Here is a 20938-nt window from a genome sequence, read left to right as displayed (position 1 = left end):
GCCTTACTCCCTTCTGCGCAAGTACCGGTCGACTACCTGGGCCGCCAAGAGCCGCCGGTGCTCGTTTTCTTCATGCATTTTTTCCCAGTCGATCTGGCTGATGTCCGTCTCATCAGTAATCTCTTCCACGTCAATCCGGTGGAAGACCAGCTGGTGGCAGCCCGCCCCAACCAGTTCGATCGTATAGTAGTTGGCCTCTTTCGGAAAGGCAAAAATTCCCTCTTGGCCATGAATGATCTGCAGCTTAACCATGTGGTCTTCCCGGTCAAAAGCCACCAGGCGCAGGTAAAAGCCCGCTTCCTGGTCAGCCTCGGCCAGAATCCGGAAGAGGTACTTGCGACCATTGATCAAAAGCGGAAGTGACGGGATGGCGTGGGCGGTGCTGTAGCTGTAGACCATGTCCCACTTATAGATGACCGAGCCAGCCGGCAGAGCTCCGTTATAAAAGAAGACGTCGTCTCTGGCCCGGCGGATGATCTTGGAGCCATACATATAGGCGTGGCCAGTCGCTTTGACCGTGCTGCCCGTATAAGCAAAGCCGCTCCGGTATTTCTGCTGGTCCCGGCCGGAGATCCCCCGCCAAAAAGGACTGCAATTTTCATTCCAATAAATGCTCTGCATCTCTATCGCCCGTATTCATCCTTCAAAATTGCCCCATACTGGGTTCTGAACCATTTGACCAAGGGGCCGGTTGCGTCATTGTGGTGGCCGGGAAAGCCCTTGGCAATGATCTTGCTGTCCTGCTTGCGCCGGCTGAAGCTGCGCATAATGTCCCGGTAGGCATGGGGGTCGTAGTCGTCGTCCTCCATATAAGCAATAGCCAGGGTAGTTTTAGAAAAATCGGCCTTGTCAAAAGCCGTCCAGAACATGTCATCCAAAGCCTTAGCTCTTTCGTCAAAGTCTCCCCGCCAGTTGTCATCTGGAGAACCAGCGTTTAAAACGTCTAAAGCCGTCGGGAAAATCCCATAGCGGTAGTCTCTTTCCATCTGGGCCATCTTGCCCAGGCTGGCCAGTGGCTTGCCGACCACGATAGCTCCTGGCTCAATCTTTGAGCCGTAATAAAGGGCCCCAAAGGTCCCCATCGACAGGCCGGACATAGTTACTTGATGGTGGTCAAAGCCCAGCCAGTCCAGTTTTTCCTGGATTCTGGCCACAAGCTTCTCTTGCAGTTCCTGGCTGCCCAGGTAAAAGGCTCCGCCTTCCAGACGGGGGTCGCCAACCAGCATAAAGGGCGCCTTCATGGACCGCATCATGTAAAAACCTTCAAAGCCTTCCGCCGTCCGGTAGCCGGAAAAGTAGATATTTAGTGGCGGCTTAAGGTCACCAGGGTTAAAGTAGGTGATCAAGGGATCGCGCTTGCCGTCGACCAGGTCTTCCCCGCCCGCGATAAAGGCTCCCAGGCCCCGTCTGGACCAGCGGTAGTGGATGTTGCCCATGGTCAAGTTGCCTTCGCCTCTGGCTTCTAAGCTGACGTTTAAGATTGAGCCGGGGTTGGTTCCTTCAAAAAGGAGCCACTTTTTCATGTCAGCTTCCGTGAACACGACCCGGCGGCGGACATTGTCAGCAATGCCGGGGTTATTCTCATAAACGGCCAGGCGGATGTCCACGCTGGCATCCTTGAAAAACTGGGGCCAAAGCTCCAGGGTCCGGTCCTTGTCGCAGTACATCCCCCACCGCCAGTTGATCACCGGCCAGAATTCGTCACCGAAGTTCCCGCTGAGGCGGACATTTTCAAAGCCATTAAACTCTACTCTGCCCTTGAAGAGGGGGTTGACTTCCATGCTGGAGACATCCAATTTGCTGCCGACCTGGCCGCCAAACAGACGGCTTTCGATCCAGTCAAAGGCCTGGTTATTGCTGGCAAAGTGCACGAAGCGGACCTGCTTGGACTTAAAAAAGAAGGCGGCTTTTTCAGTCAGTTCTTCATCTTTCAAGTCATCATCCACCATGATCGTGTAGGCGTCTAGATTTTTGGCCAGGGCGGGTATATCCTCATCTTCTGGCAGGTCGATCAGCCAGGCCCCTTGAAAACCCCTGAAGCCCAGCTTTTTGTCTGCTTTCAGCTCTTTGATCAAGTCATCCATTTCCCCGTAGCCTGCCCGAAACCATTTGGCGTTTTCCCGATCAGGCACGGGCGGCAGGTATTCTTTTACCCCATAAAGCAAAAAATAATCCATTAACCCTTCCCTCCTACCGCATCTGACAGTTCCTTCACGATCTTGGCGGCCGTGTAGTTGTTGATCTTGCCGACTGAGTACATCTTGGCCCGGTTCCAATTGCTGAGTCCGTCTAAATAGTAGTGCAGGGCCCCGGCAAGATCCGAAATCTGCCCAATCCGGAGGCCGTTTTTGCCGTCATCGACATAATCGGACTTAACCAGATTGATCTGGGGGATGCCAGTGCTGATGCCGACCACCTGCAGGAAAATTTCCGGTCTGGCTGACAGGTCAACAATGAGCCGCATAGGCTTGAGAATCTTGATCAAGTCCGTGTCAGAGTGAATGGTGACATAGTTGATCCGGCGGACCCGGTTTTCTTCATCATCGTCATCTGCTTCCATTTCCTTAGGCAGGGACTGGTTGGCTCTTAAAAAGCAGTAGCGGTACTTGCAGTCTCTTTTGGCCATTTCATCTTTGATCAAGCGGTCCAAGATGCCAAACTGGTCAAAGCCGGCGTAGTCAGCGAAGTTGATCTCAACCAGCTTATTGCTTTCCATCACGTCAAAAAGCTCCTTTAAAGCCAGCTTGATCACTTCTTCAGACAAGCCGCCCGTCATGAACATGACCTTGAGCAGGCGTTCCCTGTCGCTTTCCCCCATAGTCAAGTCCGTATCAAGGGGAGGCAGCTGGACGACGTGCTCAACTCCATTTTCCTTCATCAAATTGACCGTATAGTCGGAATCGGCGATGACCATGCTGGCCATTTTGGCTGTTTCAAAAACATGGGGGTCATCAAAATTTGTCCGGTGGCCATAATAAGAAATTACTGTCTTGTAGTCTTTTAATTTTTCCAAAAGGAACTGGTCGTGCCGGCGGCTGGCAGCGATGATAAAGGAGTCGTCGGGCTCTAGATTTTCAGCGAAATACTTGTCCAAATACTCGCTGATCATGTCCGTGATCGAGTCGTAGTGGCTCTTTTTAAAGCGGTCCTGGGCCGCGGAAAAAATGGTCACTGAGTCATCTTTGTTGTTGCGGAAGACTTCCTCGCCTTCCGGATTTAAAAAGACCCGGCTCTCAAAGCGGCCTTCATTGTCGTAGTTGAGGATGCTGGACAAAAAGCCCCGCCAGTCAAAGAACATGGTCCGGTACTTGTAGCCCTGGCGGACAAATTCGATCTGGATCAAGTTACCGGTGACCCCCATCCGGATCCGGGCGTAGAGCTCATCTTCCCGGTAAACCAAGATGTTGAAGGCATTGTAGACGAAGCTGCAGTCCTTGGGCCAGTTGAAGTCCAGGTAGTTGACGTTTCTGACCACCTGGTCGGCCGGAATCCCCTGCATCAGGTCAAAAATATTGTCACTTTCCGCGTCCAAGATGTTGTGCCGGAAGAGGAAGTTGCCAATGCTGGGCAGGTAACCCAAAGTCAGAATTCTGACCGGCTGCCCCTCATCTTTGAACATCCGGATCTGGTTGATGCTGTCGTCAAAGTCAAAGTGAATAAGTCCGCTGTTCAAAAACCAGATCTGCCCGTAGCTGAGCCAGGTCCGGTCGCGTCTGTACCACGATGGCACGAAATAATACATCCTTTTTCCTCCCTTCTCCTAAAGCAGGCCCCGGTACTGGCCTCTGATTTGCAGGACTTCAATCTGCTCAGCAATCGCTGCCCCAAAGCCAGCTAAGATAATGACGTAGTTGGGCAGCATGACCAAGCTGGACAATTTTGCGTCAAGCAAGGTGAGGCCCAGCGGCAGGCCAGTGAAGACCACGAAATAGATCGAACTGACGAAAGAAAAAATATTGATCAAGTGGCGGAGGTATTTTTCCGTCTCCTTGCCCGGCCGGCAGCCAGGGACATAGTCACCTGACTTCTGCATGTCGTCAGCCTGCTGGACCGGGTCAATTGAGATATATGAAAAGCCGTAAGTCAGTCCCACCAGGATCAAGCAGTAAAGAATAAGGCCGCTGACCTGGCTTAAGTCAAAGGCATTGGCTAACTGCTTGAACAGTTTCCAAGAAGACAAATTGTAGAAAAACTGCAAGAGATATTTTGGCAAGACAAACATGGTCGTGGCAAACATGGCCGGCATGGAGCCAGCTGGCAGGATTCTGATCGGCAGGTAGGACTCTGAGCCAAATTCTGCGCTGATCAAGAGCTTGGTTACCGGCACCCGGCGCTCAGCATTGGTCAAGATAACTGTAATTACTCCCAAAAGGAGGATGACAAAGAGAGCCAGGGCCCGGACAATGTTGGCGCTTTGGGCGCTGAGGCCCGGGATGAGGCCATTGGCGAAAGACTTCATTAATGTAAAGAACATGTTGGCCATCAGGATCAAGCTGATTCCGCCCAGGCCATTTTTGTCATTTTCGACGCTCAGCCAGATCAACAGAAAGCTGCCTGTCATAAGGAAAAGGCCGGCAGCCAGACGGGTGCCAAAGCTGCTGCTGGTCAGTTGGAACTCCCGCAGCATTACCGTTGCTTGAATCACGGTCAAGAAAAAGGTCAAGGTCTTTTGCCAGATGTCCATCTTCTTCTCGGTCATCTTAGACATCATCGGCAGACGGAGCTGAGCCAGCATCCCAGTGATGATCATGGCTGACATCCAAGGACTGATCCCTAAAGAAAAGAGGCTGGCCTGACTGCTGTCGCCCCCCGTTGCCACGAGCAAAACATTTGGCTGGCCGGTCTGCATTTTGGCAAAAGGCAGGGGAATATGCTTGCCAAAAACAAAGATCCCTAAATAAAGCACGGACCACCATGCTTTGGTCAGAATCGTGCTTATTCCCAAATCTTTTAAAGAGGCCTTTTTACCCATAATTATCATCACTACATTTCACTAGATTTCGGAGCATGCCCGGCACGTTATTTCTTTTATCCTATAGAAAAAATCATTTCATATTGTCTTTTCTTTTGAAAATAGGTCACGCAAGCACGGCATTGCTTACTATTTAAATAATAACATAGGGCCAGCCCTTATGGTAATTTCCGCCACTTTTTGGCCGCTAAAGAAAAAAGCACGGCTTCTGCGAAGATAACCGTACTTTAATAATCTAATAAAATTTATTATTCTGCTTCCACAAACTTGGTAATCCGCTTAAGAGCCTCTTGCAGGGCTTCATCGCTGGAAGCGTATGACATCCGGACGTAGCCTGCCCCGCCAGCACCAAAGTAGCTGCCCGGGATCACGCCGACTCTGGCGTCTTTGGCCAAAGCCTTGGCAAAGCCAACGTCGTCACCCTGGTACTTTTCAGGAATCTTGGCGAAGATGTAGAAGGCGCCGCGCGGCAAGGCCATGTCAAAGCCCAGCTTCTTCAAGCCCTTTTCCATGAAGTTTACCCGGCGCTGGTAAATGTCTCTGAATTCCTTCGGGTCATCTAGGCCGTTGGTCAAGGCTTCAATAGCCGCAGCTTGCACGTTGTTGGTCACGACCGTGATCATGAAGTCATTCATCTTCCGCACGCTGGCCATAATTTCAGCTGGCCCGCAGATGTAGCCCAGCCGCCAGCCAGTCATGGCGTGGGACTTGGACAGACCGGAAATAAAGATAGTTCTCTCTGGGATATAAGTAGACAAGGAGTAGTGCTTGGCATCCCCGTAGATCAATTCTGAGTAGATTTCGTCACTGATGGCGTACATGTGGTGCTTCTTGATCACTTCAGCCAGACCTTCAATGACTTCCTTAGGGTAGGTTACCCCGGTTGGGTTGGTCGGGTCGTTCAGCATAATCGCCTTGACCCCCTTGCCTTCCCGTTCAATAACTTCTTCCAGCTTCTCTGGAGTCAAGACAAAGCCGGTGTCTGAGGTGTCAACTTCAACTGGCGTAGCCCCGGTCAAGCAGACCAGCTGCATATACATTGACCAGACTGGAGTTGGCACGATCACCTTGTCGCCGTCATTCAACAGAGCCGACAAGGTACAGGTCAAGGCTTCAGTTGCCCCGACTGTCACCGTGATTTCACTTTCCGGGTCATATTCAACGCCGGTTAAGCCCTTAACGTACTTGCTGATGGCCTTGAGCAGTTCCGGCTTACCAGACTGCGGGCCGTAGTGGCTGTCATTGTTTTCAATGTCCCGGATGGCTGCCTGCTTGATGTGTTCCGGGGTATTCAAGTCCGGTTCACCCAGGGTCAGTTTAACGACGTCGTCAAACTGGGAAACGTACTTGTCAAAACGGCGGATATCTGAAGGAACCACAGCATCAAGCTTGTGGTTGATAATCGGCAGTAAATCTTGCGCTAATTTTGGCATTCGAAAAACCTCTTCATTCAAATCAAAAAGAACAGCAACTTAACATTTAAGCCTATTTTAGCATAGTTTGTTAAGCAAAGCGGCAGATAATGCTAACTTTGTCTATTTTTTCTCAAATGAAAAATCATTTTCTTAATTCTGCGCCGGCTAAAAGTTTATTTTGTTAAAAATATGCCAGGATTATTTTTGGTATTTTAAGTCATTGGCAATCAAGTCGTCGTAGCTTTCCCGCTTGATCACCAGCTGGTCAACTCCGTCTTCAGCGAAAACCACGGCTGGACGGGGATTGCGGTTGTAATTTGACGCCATGGAGTAGCCATAGGCACCTGTGCTTAACAGGGCAACTAGGTCGCCAGGTTCGGTTTTTGGCAAAGGACAGGACTTGATCAAAATATCCCCGCTTTCGCAGTACTTGCCAACCAGGTTGACCCTTTCTTCATCTTCTGCCTGGGGGCGGTCAGCGACAACAGCTGAATATTCGGCTTGGTAAAGAGCTGGCCGGATATTGTCCCCCATCCCCCCGTCAAGGGCAACATAGCTTGGGTAACCCGGCAGGTCCTTTCTTGAGCCGACCGTGTAGAGGCTCCAGCCGGCAGGGCCGACGATTGACCGGCCTGGTTCAATCCAGATGGCTGGCAATTTCAAGCCGCTCTCCTGGCACTTGCTCTTGACTTCCTTGACGATGGCCCGGACAAATTCTTCAGCTGGCAGCGGCTGATCCTGGTCGGTGTAGTGGATGCCGAAGCCGCCACCCACGTTCAAGATGTCAGCCTCATAGCCATACTTTTCTTTCCAGGCCGTGGCCAGCCGGCAGAGCTTGTCAGCGCAGCCCACGAAGCCACGGACGTCAAAAATCTGCGAGCCGATATGGGCGTGGATGCCCACCATCTTCATCCGGGGATTGGCCAAGACAAGTTCTAAAGCCCGGTCGGCCTGGCCGCTTTCCATGTCAAAGCCAAACTTGGAGTCAACCTGGCCGGTCTGGATGTATTCGTTGGTGTGGGCGCTGATGCCGGGAGTAACCCGGAGCATGACCTTGCTGCTTGCGTCTTTTTCTTCCAGAACCTGGCTGAGCAAGTCGATTTCATGGAAGTTGTCGACAATAATTACCCCGACTCCCTGATCAACGGCTAATTCCAGTTCTGACCGGCTCTTGTTGTTGCCGTGGAAGCTCACCTTATCCATGGGAAAGCCCGCCTTCATGGCCGTCCAGAGTTCCCCGCCGGAAACGACGTCGGTATGGCCGCCTTCTTCATTGATCACCTGGTAGATAGCCAGACAGGAAAAAGCCTTTGAGGCATAGCTGACTTCGTAGTCTACTCCTTCTTCTTCAAAGACTCGCTTGAAGGCCCGAATTGCCTGCCGGATTCTGCCCACGTCAAACACCTGCAGGGGCGTCTGGTACTTGGCCGCCAGTTCCAGGGCATCTACCCCGGCAATTTGCAAATGGCCGGCTTGATTGACATCGCTTGCTTTGATTAATCCGTTCACGGTCTTACCTCATCTTTTTTTCTAAAAAATCTAATCAACTTAAGTAATAAGTTTATCCTTCCTGCCGAATCCGGTCAAGGCAGTTGATTTAGTACAGCAGAAAAACAAAAAAGACACCCGGCTAGGTGTCTTCCTTACAATTGCGTTAGCTGGATTCGAACCAGCGCATGACGGTACCAAAAACCGTTGCCTTACCACTTGGCTATAACGCAATCTCAAACTTCAACCAAGGGACGGCTCCTCGCATCCCCCGGTCAAATTATATGATACTTAACTTTTTAATTCTTGGCAAGCCTTTTTTTACAAAAAATTTGCTTTCTCCCGCGATCACTTTAAAAAGTTAACTATTGACCAGCTTTTTGGCCTTTTCCTCGGCCTTCAAGCCAGCAAAATATGCTCTCTCTTCATTTACGTTGCCGATGACAATCGTGCCCCGCTTCTGATTAATGCTCAAGTCATCGATAATGGCATCGACCAGTTCCCAGAAGTATGAATTGGCTGCTGCCAAATCATCGCTTTCCCCAACGCAAAGGTGGGCTGCCCGGCTCATCAAGAGCCAGGCCCGGCCTGCTTCTTCCTGCATCTTTCGGTGGGCCTTCTCTAAAGTCTGCCTAGAGCTCAGTTCCAAGCGCTGAGCCTGCTTTTGGAAATCTTCTTCGTATTCTTCTTCAAGTGCCAGGGCAAACACGATCACTTCACCCAGAGCCCGGCTGGCAAAAGCAAAGTAGCTTTCTCCCCCACTTTTCCGGCTGGCTGCCAAAGCCGCCCGCAGCTGACCCAAAAGTGGGGCAAAATCAGCCGCGGAATCGAGCTGGCTGCCAGCAAGGGCAGCGTAAAAAGCTGCCTGCTGGTCCCCTTCATCTGCCAGGGCCAGGTAAAGCTGCCTGGCCTGCTTAAAGCGTTTAGCCCGGTAGGCCTGCTTGGCTTCAGCGTAAATTTCTGCCCGGTCTTTCAAGTCAAATTGCCGGCGCAGTTCACTGGCTGAATAGGCTGCCCCGCAAGACTGGCAGACAAAACGGTCGCCCTCTTTTAATAAATCTCTTTGTCCGCAAAGCTCACATTTGATTTTCCTCATTGTTTTCCCCATGTTTTCTTGATCTTTTACGCTTTCCTTTGTAACCGCTTACTAACCGCTATTATAACAAAAGTTCCTGTAAAAGGCAGGTTAAAAAAACAAAAAATCAAGACCGGAAAAGTCTTGATTTTGAAAAATATTCTTAAAAATATCAGTTTTTCTGTGTGCTTGCGGCCGGAGCAGCAACTTCAATAATGAATTCAGAACTGGTCCAGGTCGACTTGTCCGGGTAAGTCACCTTGATCTGGGTCTTATAGCTGCCTGCTTTGGCAAAATCTGGCGCCGTTACGAAACTGGCCTGGCTGCCGTTAGGCAAAGAAGCAAAGTTGGCGATCAAGCTGGAAGCCGCGATTGGCGTGCCCGCTTGCGTCTGGGCAGCCAAAAGGACCGGCGTGTAGCGGGTGGAATCAGCTGGATCTTTAACAGTTACCGTCAAAAAGGCACTGGTCTCCTTGCTCTTGTCCGGATAAGTTACCTGGATCTTGGTCCGGTAGCTGCCAGCCTTTTGCCAATTTGGCTGGGCAGTGAAGGCAAACTTGCTCTTCTTTGGCAGACTGGAAAGGTTTGTTACCAGCTGAGCCGGAGTCAATTTCTGCCCGGCCTTTACCACTCCTGAGCGGATTTTGACCTGGTAGTGGGCCTTGTCTGTCTGCCGCTTGACTTTGACTTTAACAAAAGGCGTCACTTCCCAGCTCTTGTCCGGGTAAGTCACTTTGACAGCGACCAAGTAAGTCCCTGCTTGCTTAGTGTTGATCTTTTGCGAGAGCCGGTACTTGCTCTTCTTAGGCAAGGACTTGGCGTTTTTAATTAAGGACTTAGCAGTCAATTTTGCCCCATAAGCGACGGTCTTGCCCTTGATCTTCGGCTGGTACTTGCTCTTGTCCGTCTGCCGCTTGACCGTCACCTTGACTTGCCGGGTATATTCTTGGCTCTTGTCTGGATAGGTGACTAATACGGCCGTGTAGTAAGTCCCGGCCCGCTTGAAGTTTGGCACTCTGGCGAAGCGGAAGCTGGTCTTCTTCGGCAATTTTGCCCGGTTGGTGACCAGGCGCTTTGACTTAAAAGCCTGGCCAAAAGCAGTCGTCTTCCCCGTCACCTTAGCCTGGTAGCGCTTGGCATCCTTTACCCGCTTTTTGGCCTTCTTCTTATTAACCTTTTTATGCTTCTTGACCGTCTTCTTAGCCTTCCAAGCATGGTCATAAACGCTGACGGTCACTTGCTGGCTGGTCTCCATTGAGTTGTCCGGGTAAAGCAGGCGGATCCTGGTCTGATAGGTCCCCGCCTTGGCGAAATTGGGCTCGGGCACGAATTCATAAACTGTGTTGGCTGGCAGTTTGTTGGCATTCTTGACCAGGTCCCGGGCAATCCGGTAGTTGCCTTCCCGTACCTGCAAGTTTCTGACCTCCGGATTATATTCGCTTGCCTGACTGGCCTGACTTACCTGGCCCGTTAAAAGGCAAAGGGGAGTCAAAGCGGCTGCCGCGAGGGCGCTGTACAGCTTCTTCATTTTTTATTCCTCCAAAACACAATTCAACTATTTCTTACAAACACATACTTTATGCCCTAATTATAGTCCAAATCGTTTGATTTTTGTTCCCGCTTTCAGAATATTTTTGACCTTTTTGGGTATAAAAAAAGCTGCCCGCTTCAGGCAGCTCATGCAAAAAATCACTTTTGCTTTTCTCTATTTTATTCGCTCCGGACCTTGCTGTGGAAGGACATGCGGAAGCTGGCTTCAAAGTCTTCCCCACTGGCCAAGCGGTTCATCCCCTTCTTGTTTTCCAGGTTCCCGTCGGTATCAGTGAGGTCAGCAATCCCCCACCAAGGTTCGATGCAGACGTAATTGCCGGTCTTTGGATACTGGGACCAAACACCCACGTATGGTGCGGAGTCAGTTCTGACATTGATATGGAAGCGGCTGGTTTCCGTCTTGATGGAGAACTTGTTGTCCGGGTGCCGCATCACCAGCACCATGGCGTCATTTTTGAACAGGTCGTCAGTAATGGTGATCATGCTTTCAGTTGGCGCTAGGGACCGCTTTTCCCAGTTGAGCAGGCCGTTTTCCAGCGGCACCATTGCCCGCGGCTTTGCCGGGTTGACCTGCAGGTAAAAGTCATCCTTCTTGACCCCATCTTCAACTGGCAGGGCAAAGCCTGGGTGGCCGCCGACGCCAAAGATCATGTCCCCTTCACCCTTGTTGGTGACGTGGAAGCTTTCCTTGATCATGTTGTTCAAAAGCTCGTAGCTGACCCGGAATTCAAACTTGAAGGGATAGACGGCTCTGGTTTCTTCCGTGTCCGTCAAAAGGAAGGTCAGCTTTTCCTTGCTTTGCTCTTCCAGGGCAAATTCCATGTCACGGGCAAAACCATGCTGGGTCATGTGGTAGCTCTTACCTTGATAGCTGTACTCATCGTTTTTCAGCTTGCCCACGATTGGGAACAAGACTGGAGCATGCCGGCCCCAGACTTCCGAGTCAGCCTGCCAGATGTATTCATTGCCAATATGCTTGCCAATGACGCTCTGGAGTTCTGCCCCGTGACTTGACACCGTAACCTTAAGAATTTCATTTTCGATAGTATAATCCATTATTTGCCCCTTAATACTCTTATTTTTTCTTTTTTTCTAAACTCAATTGCATTTTTACACTTATCACAGGATGAACTTGGTCAAGTCCTTATTCTTGACGATATCACTTAACTTCTGTTCAACATATGCCTGGGTGATGGTAATTTGCCCCATTTCCATGTCCGGCCCTTCATAGAGAACTTCTTCCAGCAGCTTCTCCAAGATAGTGGCCAGACGGCGGGCACCAATGTTATCAGTCCCTTGGTTGACCTCAAAGGCGATTTCGGCAATCTTGTCGACTGCTTCTGCCGTAAAGACCAGGTCCACCCCGTCAGCCTTCAGCAAGGCAATGTACTGCTTCAAGAGGGAATTTTGCGGGTCCTTCAAGATTCTGACGAAGTCGTCCTTGGTCAAGGCATTCAGCTCAACTCTGATTGGGAAACGGCCCTGCAGTTCTGGAATGAGGTCGCTCGGCTTGCTTTCGGCAAAGGCCCCGGCCGCGATGAAGAGGATGTGGTCGGTTGACAGGGGACCGTACTTGGTGCTTACGGTTGAACCTTCAACGATCGGCAGGATGTCTCTTTGAACCCCTTCTCTTGAGACGCCGGCGGAGTTGCGCTTGTCAGCCGCGGTAATCTTGTCAATTTCGTCGATGAAGATGATCCCGCTTTGGCCGGCCCGGTCCATGGCCTTTTGGTAGATGTCATCATAGTTGACCAGCTTATGTTCTTCTTCTTGGACCAAAAGCTTTCTGGCCTGGCTGACCGGCAGGGTCCGCTTGACCTTCCGCTTAGGGAGCATGTCGCCCAGCATGCTGGACATGTCCATCCCCATCTGCCCCATCATGTCGCCCATTGGGTTGGCCTTAGGCGCTTGTTCGACTTCGATGGTGACTTCTTCGTTTTCCAGGAGCCCCCGGTCCAGCTTTTCAGCCACGCTGAGTCTTTGGTTTCTGATTTCGTCAGTGACTTCTTCAGTTTCTTCCGGCATCCCGCCGCCAGCCAGCAGGCTCTGCATCATTTCCTGCATCTGCTGCATCTGGTTTTGCCGGTTGTTTCTCTTCACGCCCGGCACCAGCAGGCGGACCAGGGTCTTGTTGGCCTGGCGGATGGCCTGGCCTTCAACCTTGGCGAACTCTTCTTTTTCCACGATCCGGACAGCTTCATTGGCCAGCTCCCGGACCATCGATTCCACATCCCGGCCCACGTAGCCGACTTCAGTGAACTTGGTAGCTTCAACCTTGACGAAAGGAGCATCGACGATGTCCGCCAGGCGGCGGGCAATTTCAGTCTTGCCGACCCCAGTTGGCCCAGCCATCAAGATATTCTTTGGCGTAATGTCCTTTTGCACGTTTTCTGGCAGCTGGGCCCGGCGGTAGCGGTTGTACAGGGCAATAGCCACTGACTTCTTGGCTTCAGTTTGCCCGACAATGTACTTGTCCAGCAGCTCAACGATCTGCTTTGGCGTTTTCTCTCTCATGCCTATTTTTCCTCGATTTCATCCGTAACAATTTCGTGGTCGGTGAAGACATCGATGTCAGCAGCAATGTTGACCGCCTCCTTGGCGATTTCACTGGCCGTCATCCCGCTGGCGTGCCGCAGCATCCCCACGGCTGCCGCCTGAGCATAGTAGCCGCCAGAGCCGATCGCCACTACGCTTTCGTCTGGTTCAAGTACTTCCCCGTTGCCGGAGATCAAGAGCAGATCCTGGTCGTTAAAAGCAATTACCATGGCTTCCAATTTCTGCAAGGCCGGGTCTTTTCTCCAGGACTGGGCCATTTCCACCGCTGCCCGGCGCAAGTCGCCGCTGTAGCTTTCCAGCTTCCCTTCCAGCATTTCTTGCAGGCTGACGGCATCCGCCACCCCGCCGGCAAAGCCGATCACTACTTGGTCATGGTAAATACGGCGGATCTTCTTGGCCGTTGTCTTGGCAATAATGCTCTTGCCCAGGGTCACCTGGCCGTCACCGGCAATGGCCGTCTGGCCATTGTACTTCACTGAACAAATCGTTGTCATTTTTTCCTCCGTTTTTTGGCTTTTCTGTTTGTTTTCTTGTTTTCGTCATTTAAAATTCTTGCTGAAAAGCCAAAATGATTGACGCTTTCCAGCTATTTTCATAATAACACTTTTCCTCATTTTCGGGGAAAATGCTGGCGATATTCTGCCGTCAGCTGCTGCATGCTGACGTGGGTGTAAATCTGAGTCGTTGACAAGTCCTTATGGCCCAAAAGCTCCTGCACGCTCCTTAAATCCGCCCCGTTGTTGAGCATGGCGGTCGCGAAGCTATGGCGAAGTTCATGGGGATGGGCGCCGGCCGTTAGGCCGGCTTTTTGGAAGATTTGCTGGACGACTTTGGCTACCCCCCGGCTTGAGATTGGCTTGCCGCGGCTATTTAAAAAAACTGCCCCAGTATCTGCCTCATTTTTCAATAAACTTGGCCGGGCAGCTCGCAGATAATCTTCCAGGTACTTTTTGCTCTCCTGGTCAAAAAAGACATAACGGTCCTTGTTGCCCTTGCCGTGCACTAAAATCATGCCGTTTTCCAGGTCAAGCTGGCTGATTTTCAAATCCGTCAGCTCGCTCAGCCGCATCCCGGTCGCGTAAAAAAGAGCCAGGATTGCCCGGTTGCGGACTGTTAACGGTTTGCCATCATTTAACGTCTTGATGACTTGGCCAACTTCATCCTGGTAGAAAAATTCAGGCAGCTTTTTCTCCCCCCGCCTAAGCTGAATAACCACGGTCGGGTCAGCCTTAACCAGGCCCCGCTTGGTCAAAAAGCGGTAAAAAGATTTAAGACTGGACAATTTCCGGGACAAGGTGCTGGAAGCCAGCTTTTGCCCAAGCGCCTGCAGGTAAATTTCCAGGTCCCGGCGGGAAATTTTATCCCAGCCGGGAAAGCCCCCATTTTCCTGCCAGAATTTTTCAGCCGCTGCCAGGTCCTTTTGGTAGGCCAGAATGGTTTTAGGGCTGTAAGAGCGCTCATTTTTCAAGTAAGAAAGAAACTGCTCTTCAAGGGTCATTAGTCAGCCAGCTTCTCTGCCTTAAAGGCGGCCAGGTCTGCCAGGCCCCGCTCGCTGATCTTTTCGTGGCGCTCGCGCTTGTTTCTGATCTTCTTGCCTTCCAGACCCGGGATCAAGGCAAAGCTGGCGTTCATCGGCTGGAAGTGCTTGGCATCAGTGGTCGTAATGTAGTGGGCCATTGAGCCAAGAGCCGTCGTTACCGGGAATTCAACCGTGTCCTTGCCCAATGCTTCTCTGGCCGCGTTGATTCCGGCCACCAGGCCGCTGCCGGCACTTTCCACGTAGCCTTCCACCCCGGTCATCTGGCCAGCAAAGAAGAGGCCCGGCTGCTTTTTAGCTTCGTAGCTGGCCTTCAACACTTCCGGGCTGGCCATGTAAGTATTCCGGTGCATCTTGCCATAACGAACGAAGCGGGCATTTTCCAAGCCCGGAATCATTTGGAAGACCCGCTTTTGTTCCCCATACTTGAGGTGGGTCTGGAAGCCCACGATGTTGTACATGGAGGCAGCGGCATTGTCTTGGCGGAGCTGGACGACCGCGTAAGGGGTCTTGCCGTCCTTCGGGTTCTCCAGACCAACAGGCTTTAAAGGACCAAAGAGCATGGTCTTGGCCCCCCGGGCAGCCATGACTTCAATTGGCATGCAGCCTTCAAAGACTTCACTGTTCTCAAAGCCGTGCATTTCTGCCGTTTCCGCGTGAACCAGGGCGTTAGCAAAGCGGTCGTATTCTTCCTTGGTCATCGGACAGTTGAGGTAGGCGGCTTCGCCCCGGTCATACCGGCTCTTCTTGTAGACGATGTCCATGTCGATGGAGTCAGCCGCGATGATTGGGGCTGCCGCGTCAAAGAAGTGGAGGCTGTCTGTGCCTTCAAAGTCCTGGATCTTTTCAGCCAAAGCATCGCTGGTCAATGGTCCAGTCGCGATAATAGTGATGCCTTCAGTTGGCAGGTCGGTGATTTCTTCATCATGAATAGTCACTTCCGGCAGGCTGGTCAGTTTGTCAGTCACGTATTTGGAGAAAAGCTCCCGGTCAACTGCCAGGGCCCCGCCAGCTGGAACCTGGCAGGCATCAGCGGCTTGCATGATCAGGGAGTCCATCTGCCGCATTTCTTCTTTCAAAAGGCCAACAGCGTTTGAGAGCTGGTTGGACCGCATGGAGTTGGTGCAAACCAATTCCGCGAAATTGCCGCTTTCATGGGCCGGGGTCATTTTCTTTGGCCGCATTTCATACAAGTCGACCTTAATCCCTCTTTTAGCCAGCTGCCAAGCTGCTTCGCTGCCGGCCAGACCGGCGCCGATTACCGTAACTTTTTCTGTCATTTGTTTCAATCCTTCGCTTAAAAATTATCTACTTGCTATTTTACCGAAAAAGCTCTTCCCTGCCTATTCGCACGCTCTATATAAAAATGCCACCAAGGAATTGGTGACATTTCTGCTTATCTATTGGCTTGTTCTGCTTATTCGGCTTCTTCGCCTTGTTCTTCTCTAGGTTCTTCCTTGTAGTCGCCGTTCGGGCAGAGAACGACAATGCCGTCCTTGCGCTTCTTTTCAACCAGGAAGTGGCCGTCGTTCGGGCAAACCCGGCTGATCGGCTTGTCCCAGGAGACAAAGTCGCAGTCTGGATAGCGGGAGCAGCCATAGAATTTCCGGCCCCGCTTGGACTTCTTCTCCAATACTTCCCCTTTCCCGCACTTCGGGCAGGTAACGCCGACCTTCTTGACGATGGTCTGGGTGTGGCGGCAGTCCGGGAAGCGGGAGCAACCGTAGAACTTGCCATAGCGGCCCATCTTGACCAGCATCGGCGCCCCGCAGATCTCGCAGTCAAAGCCAGCTGGCTGGTCCTTGATCTGGATCTTCTGGATCTCGCTGTCCGCCTTCTCCAGTTCCTTGGAGAATGGCTTGTAGTACTGGTCAACCACGCTGACCCAGTCCTTCTTGCCTTCTTCGACTTCGTCGAGTTCATCTTCCAGCTTGGCCGTGTAGTCAACACTGGTGATGTCCGGGAAGAACTGTTCAACCAGGCCGTCAACGATCTCGCCCAGTTCAGTTGGCACGATCGCCCGCCCTTCCAGCTTGACATAGTTCCGGGACTGGATGTTCTGGATGGTCGGCGCGTAAGTTGACGGCCGCCCAACCCCGTTTTCTTCCAGAGCCCGGACCAGGCTGGCTTCAGTATAGCGGGCCGGTGGCTGGGTAAAGTGCTGCTTGTTGTCTGACTTGGTCAGCTTGACCTCGTCACCTTCTTCAAGTGCCGGCAAGGCCACGTTCTTTTCGCTTCTGTTGTCGTAGACCTTAGTGTAGCCGGCGAACTTCATGACTGACCCGCTGGCTCTGAAGGTCACCCCGTTTTGGGTCAAGTCGTAGCGGACAGTGTCAAAGACGGCTGGAGTCATTTCACTGGCCACAAAGCGGCTCCAAATCAGGGTATAGAGGCGGAGTTCATCCTTGGTCAAAACCTTTTCCAGGGACTTCGGCGTCCGGTAGACTCTGGTCGGCCGGACGGCTTCGTGGGCGTCTTGGGCGTCACCTTGGTTCTTGAAATGGCGCTCTTTCTTAACCGCGAAGTCGCTGCCGTATTCCTCGTCGATAAACTTGGCTGCTTCCTGGCGGGCAACCGGTGAGATCCGCTTGGAGTCAGTTCTCATGTAGGTGATCAAACCGACCGTGCCTTCCTTGCCCAGGGAGATCCCTTCATACAGGTGCTGGGCAATGTTCATGGTCTTTGAGGTCCGGAAATTCAAGCGCCGGTTGGCTTCCTGCTGCATGGTGGAAGTCGTAAAAGGCGCGGCTGGCTGCCGGCGGACTTCTCTTTTGACTACCTTGCTGACCGTAAATGGCTGCTTCTTGTCAAACTTGGCCAGCAGCTTCTGGACGGCCTCGTTATTAGGCAATTCCGTCTTCTTGCCGTCTTCGCCGTAAAAGGACGCTTGGAATTTGTCCTTGCCCTTGGCGAATTCGGCCTCAATCGTCCAGTATTCAACTGGCTTAAAGGCCTTGATCTCCTTTTCCCGGTCGATGACTAGCTTCAAGGCAACTGACTGAACGCGTCCGGCTGACAGGCCCTTCTTGACCTTGGACCAGAGAATCGGCGATAAAGAGTAGCCGACTAAACGGTCCAGGACCCGGCGGGCTTGCTGGGCGTTAACCGTGTCCATGTCGATGGTCCGGGCGTGGTTAAAGGCATCCTTGACCGCGTCCTTGGTAACTTCGTTGAAGGTTACCCGGTTGGCTTCTTTTTCGTCCAAACCTAAAACATGGGCCACGTGCCAGGCAATAGCTTCCCCTTCCCGGTCAGGGTCGGAAGCCAGGTAGACTTTATTGGCCTTCTTGGCTTCAGACTTCAGTTCCTTGATGGTGTCACCCTTGCCCCGGATGGAGATGTATTTTGGCTGGTAGTCATGGTCAATGTCGACCCCCATCTGGGACTTTGGCAAGTCCCGGATGTGTCCTTTAGAGGCGATCACGTGATACTTCCGGCCCAGGTACTTCTCAATAGTGTGGGCCTTGGCTGGAGATTCCACGATGACCAGGTCTTTTTTCACCTTGCTCTTTTTCCGCTTCGGGCTGCTCTTCTTGGCAGCCGTGGTCTTTTTACTGCTCTTGCTCTTGTCTTCTTTTGCTGTAGCAGGCATCAAATGCCCCTTTCACTAAAATTGAAATTAAATCTTCTTCAATATAGAAATAATTTCCGGAATTGTCAACCAAAAGAAAATTAACTTAAGGGAGCAGACAGGCAATTTTTACTTGAATTTAATCTTTCACAGGTCGATTTCCTTGTCGATGACCGGGGTCGCCCCGGCTGAAATCAGCTGATTGGTGCCCGCCGACAAGGGGCTGGTGATGGCGCCTGGAACAGCAAAGACATTTCTGTTTTCCTGCAGGGCCAGATTTGCCGTAATTAAAGATCCTGAATGGGCTTTGGCTTCGGTCACGATCACGTTCTTGCAAATCCCGGCCAAAATCCGGTTGCGCTCTGGAAAGCGGAAGGGCCTTGGCGGCGTGTCGGGCAGGTATTCGCTAAGCAGGAGGCCCCGGGAAGCGATTTGCTGCTGCAGGATAGTATTTTCCCGGGGGTAAAAATAATTTAGTCCGTTAGCCACGACCGCGATGGTCTTGCCGCCAAAATTCAAGGCATTCTGGTGGGCTATGGCATCAACGCCTTTAGCCAGGCCACTGGCAATCACCTGCTTTTTCTTCAGCAAAACAGGCATGAGGTTCTCAATCACCCTGCCGGAATACGGGCTGGGCGTTCTTGAACCCACGATCACCGTCACCTCTTTTTCCAGCAAAGACAAGTCCCCTTTAGCAAAAAGCAGAATCGGCGGCCGATAAATTTCTCTTAGACGTACCGGATAAGCATCGTCAAAGAAACTGATTATTTTGAAATTCTTTTGTAAGTTTTCAATGGCACTTTCGTAGCGATCGCTTAAAAAGGCCCCCTCCACCCGGTAGAGGATTTCATCTGGTAGTTCCAGGCAGTTCAGCCATTCATGGTCCACGTCCTCATCCGGGGGCATCTGCTGCATGACCTGCAATATCTTCAGATAGCTGAGGCCCTTTTGCAGCTTTAGGCGCAGTAAGAATTCGGTTTTGTTCATCTTTTTCCCTCCACTTACTATTACGCCAAAAAGGCCATTTTTTCCTTTATCTCTGCAAAATTTTCGGCTTTTTTGCCCAAAAGAAAAAGACTGACTTAGTCAGCCTTTTTAAGTCCCACCATCTCACTCACCGGACTGAAGGTCAGGCGGTGAATCGGGGTTGGACCGTATTTTCTTAATGCTTCCAGGTGATCCTTGGTTCCATAGCCGGCATTATGGTCAAAGGCATAGTCTGGATAAAGACGAGCGTAATCGTCCATCAAGGAGTCTCTGAAGACCTTGGCCACGATTGACGCCGCGGCAATTGAGTTGGACTTGGCATCCCCCTTGATCAATTCTACTTGCGGCAAGTCCACCGGGACATTCATGGCGTCGACCAAAAGAGCATCTGGCCTTGTGCTCAAAGCTTCCACGGCCTGCTTCATGGCCTGGCGGTCAGCCTCGTAAATATTGATCTGGTCGATCACCTTGTTGTCCATGACCCCGACGCCCACGGCAATCGCCTGCTCCAGGATCTTGGGATAAAGGGCCAGGCGCTTTTGCGGGCTCAGCTTCTTTGAGTCATTGACTTCCAATAAGGAAAAATCTTCCGGCAAGACCACGGCTGCAGCCACTACCGGACCAGCCAAGGGGCCACGGCCGACTTCATCGACCCCGGCCACCAGCTGCCCATTTGCCCAAAAGTCTTTTTCATAGGAAAAGCGGGCCAAAAAGGCCTCTTTCTGCTTAGCCAGCTTTTCCTGCCGGCGCTGGTAGCTCTCCAGCAGCTTCTGGACTCCTTTGCGGTCATCTTTGGCTAACTCCGCCAAGATGGCAGGCGCGACTGAATCTGCTTGCAGCAGGTCTTTAATTTCATTAATTTTCATTATTCGCACTTGGCCGGTCCAGGCTGATCCGGCCCAGCTTGCCCTTTCTTAACCGCTGCAGCATAAAGAGAGAGAAGCGGTCATAGTCATCCCGCATCCCGTTGTTTTGGGTCATGGCCAAAAGCAGGTCGGTATCCCCAATATTTTCCAGCTTGTCCTTAGTGCAGTTGGCAAACTTGGCCAGGTAGGCCGGGTAGTACTGGCGCAGTTGCTTGATGACGAAAAGAGCCACGTCGTCAGCGTGGAAAATCGTGTCCTTGATCGCCCCAAAAGCAGCCAGCTTATAGCCCACGTCCTGGTCTTCAAATTTCGGCCAGAGAATCCCTGGCGTGTCCAGAATCTGAATGCCGTAAGGGGTCTTCAGCCAGGCCTGGCCCTTGGTTACCCCTGGCCGGTCCCCGGTGATAGCGACGTTGCGGCCCACTAGTCGGTTGATGATGGTGGACTTGCCGCAGTTTGGCACGCCAACTAAGCAGATGCGGATGATCGGGTTGGAGGCCCCTCTCTCTTCCAGCTTCTTAACCTTTTCACTGGCTGCCTTCTTGATCAGAGTAATCAGAGCCTGCATGTTGGTGTTGTGCTGGGCGTCCATGGCCATGACCAAGGTGCGCGGCCCCTGCAATTTCTTTTGCCAGAGCTTGGTCATCACCGGGTCAGCCAGGTCGGCCTTGTTCAAAATAATCAAGTGGGGCTTGTCGCCAACCAGGTCACTGATCATCGGGTTTCTGGAAGCGCTGGGAATCCGCGCGTCCAAAACTTCGACAACAACGTCAATCAAGTTTAATTTTTCTTCCAGTTGATTCCTGGCCTTGTTCATGTGGCCTGGATACCATTGAATTTTAGTCATTTTTCCTCCCAATAACAGCAGAAAAGGAAGCCTGGGCTCCCTTTCGTGCTTTTCATTGAATCCTAAAAATACT

17 protein-coding genes and 1 tRNA gene are annotated in these 20938 nt (G+C 51.8%); all 18 read right to left on the bottom strand.

Going from position 1 to position 20938, the window contains the following annotated elements; genetic code table 11:
* Nucleotides 1-3: 3 nt before the first annotated feature.
* The 18 genes from asp3 to ylqF all read right to left on the bottom strand — a co-directional run bounded on the left by asp3 (nucleotide 4) and on the right by ylqF (nucleotide 20865).
* Nucleotides 4-621: an accessory Sec system protein Asp3 gene (gene asp3 / locus ACYVUV_RS04240; protein WP_439775103.1), complete on the bottom strand. Its 618-nt coding sequence runs from the start codon at nucleotides 619-621 to the stop codon at nucleotides 4-6.
* A gap of 2 nt (nucleotides 622-623) precedes the next feature.
* Entirely contained in the window at nucleotides 624-2177 is a 1554-nt protein-coding gene (gene asp2, locus ACYVUV_RS04235; RefSeq protein ID WP_484499020.1) for an accessory Sec system protein Asp2, read from the bottom strand.
* Nucleotides 2177-3742, bottom strand: coding sequence for an accessory Sec system protein Asp1 (gene asp1, locus ACYVUV_RS04230; protein ID WP_439775827.1), 1566 nt, complete (start codon nucleotides 3740-3742; stop codon nucleotides 2177-2179). The genes asp2 and asp1 overlap by 1 nt, the downstream gene beginning before the upstream one ends.
* Before the next feature lie 18 nt (nucleotides 3743-3760).
* Nucleotides 3761-4972 carry an accessory Sec system protein translocase subunit SecY2 gene (gene secY2 / locus ACYVUV_RS04225; protein ID WP_439775829.1) on the bottom strand — a complete coding sequence of 404 codons (1212 nt, stop codon included), beginning with the start codon at nucleotides 4970-4972 and terminating at the stop codon, nucleotides 3761-3763.
* 248 nt (nucleotides 4973-5220) lie between these two features.
* A complete protein-coding gene (locus ACYVUV_RS04220) occupies nucleotides 5221-6405 on the bottom strand; it encodes an aminotransferase class I/II-fold pyridoxal phosphate-dependent enzyme (protein WP_439775826.1) in 1185 nt (394 codons plus the stop codon).
* A 180-nt stretch (nucleotides 6406-6585) separates the two neighbouring features.
* Nucleotides 6586-7896 (bottom strand): diaminopimelate decarboxylase, encoded by a 1311-nt coding sequence (lysA, locus tag ACYVUV_RS04215; RefSeq protein ID WP_484499019.1) that lies wholly within the window; start codon nucleotides 7894-7896, stop codon nucleotides 6586-6588.
* A gap of 140 nt (nucleotides 7897-8036) precedes the next feature.
* A tRNA-Gln gene (locus ACYVUV_RS04210) sits at nucleotides 8037-8108 on the bottom strand.
* Nucleotides 8109-8236: 128 nt separating this feature from the next.
* Nucleotides 8237-8971 (bottom strand): hypothetical protein, encoded by a 735-nt coding sequence (locus ACYVUV_RS04205; RefSeq protein WP_484499018.1) that lies wholly within the window; start codon nucleotides 8969-8971, stop codon nucleotides 8237-8239.
* Nucleotides 8972-9122: 151 nt separating this feature from the next.
* Nucleotides 9123-10478: a Rib/alpha-like domain-containing protein gene (locus ACYVUV_RS04200; protein ID WP_484499017.1), complete on the bottom strand. Its 1356-nt coding sequence runs from the start codon at nucleotides 10476-10478 to the stop codon at nucleotides 9123-9125.
* Between the two features lie 182 nt (nucleotides 10479-10660).
* Nucleotides 10661-11557 (bottom strand): aldose 1-epimerase family protein, encoded by an 897-nt coding sequence (locus tag ACYVUV_RS04195; RefSeq protein WP_439774645.1) that lies wholly within the window; start codon nucleotides 11555-11557, stop codon nucleotides 10661-10663.
* A 63-nt stretch (nucleotides 11558-11620) separates the two neighbouring features.
* Nucleotides 11621-13015 carry an ATP-dependent protease ATPase subunit HslU gene (gene hslU, locus ACYVUV_RS04190; protein WP_484499016.1) on the bottom strand — a complete coding sequence of 465 codons (1395 nt, stop codon included), beginning with the start codon at nucleotides 13013-13015 and terminating at the stop codon, nucleotides 11621-11623.
* Between the two features lie 2 nt (nucleotides 13016-13017).
* Nucleotides 13018-13551 carry an ATP-dependent protease subunit HslV gene (gene hslV, locus ACYVUV_RS04185; protein ID WP_003618695.1) on the bottom strand — a complete coding sequence of 178 codons (534 nt, stop codon included), beginning with the start codon at nucleotides 13549-13551 and terminating at the stop codon, nucleotides 13018-13020.
* A 116-nt stretch (nucleotides 13552-13667) separates the two neighbouring features.
* A complete protein-coding gene (gene xerC, locus ACYVUV_RS04180; RefSeq protein WP_484499015.1) occupies nucleotides 13668-14555 on the bottom strand; it encodes a tyrosine recombinase XerC in 888 nt (295 codons plus the stop codon).
* Nucleotides 14555-15874, bottom strand: a complete 1320-nt coding sequence (gene trmFO / locus ACYVUV_RS04175; protein ID WP_439775511.1) for a methylenetetrahydrofolate--tRNA-(uracil(54)-C(5))-methyltransferase (FADH(2)-oxidizing) TrmFO — start codon at nucleotides 15872-15874, stop codon at nucleotides 14555-14557. Before trmFO ends, xerC begins: the two co-directional genes overlap by 1 nt.
* A 137-nt stretch (nucleotides 15875-16011) precedes the next feature.
* A complete protein-coding gene (topA, locus tag ACYVUV_RS04170) occupies nucleotides 16012-18186 on the bottom strand; it encodes a type I DNA topoisomerase (RefSeq protein WP_484499014.1) in 2175 nt (724 codons plus the stop codon).
* 126 nt (nucleotides 18187-18312) lie between these two features.
* A complete protein-coding gene (gene dprA, locus ACYVUV_RS04165) occupies nucleotides 18313-19152 on the bottom strand; it encodes a DNA-processing protein DprA (protein ID WP_439775509.1) in 840 nt (279 codons plus the stop codon).
* 95 nt (nucleotides 19153-19247) lie between these two features.
* The gene (locus ACYVUV_RS04160; RefSeq protein WP_439775508.1) at nucleotides 19248-20018 is read right to left on the bottom strand and encodes a ribonuclease HII; all 771 of its coding nucleotides are present in this window, start codon (nucleotides 20016-20018) and stop codon (nucleotides 19248-19250) included.
* Entirely contained in the window at nucleotides 20008-20865 is an 858-nt protein-coding gene (gene ylqF / locus ACYVUV_RS04155) for a ribosome biogenesis GTPase YlqF (RefSeq protein ID WP_439775507.1), read from the bottom strand. The genes ACYVUV_RS04160 and ylqF overlap by 11 nt, the downstream gene beginning before the upstream one ends.
* Nucleotides 20866-20938 lie beyond the last annotated feature (73 nt).

The sequence above is a fragment of the Lactobacillus sp. WILCCON 0149 genome (assembly GCF_057197965.1).
This window is presented reverse-complemented; position numbering and strand designations above follow the sequence as displayed.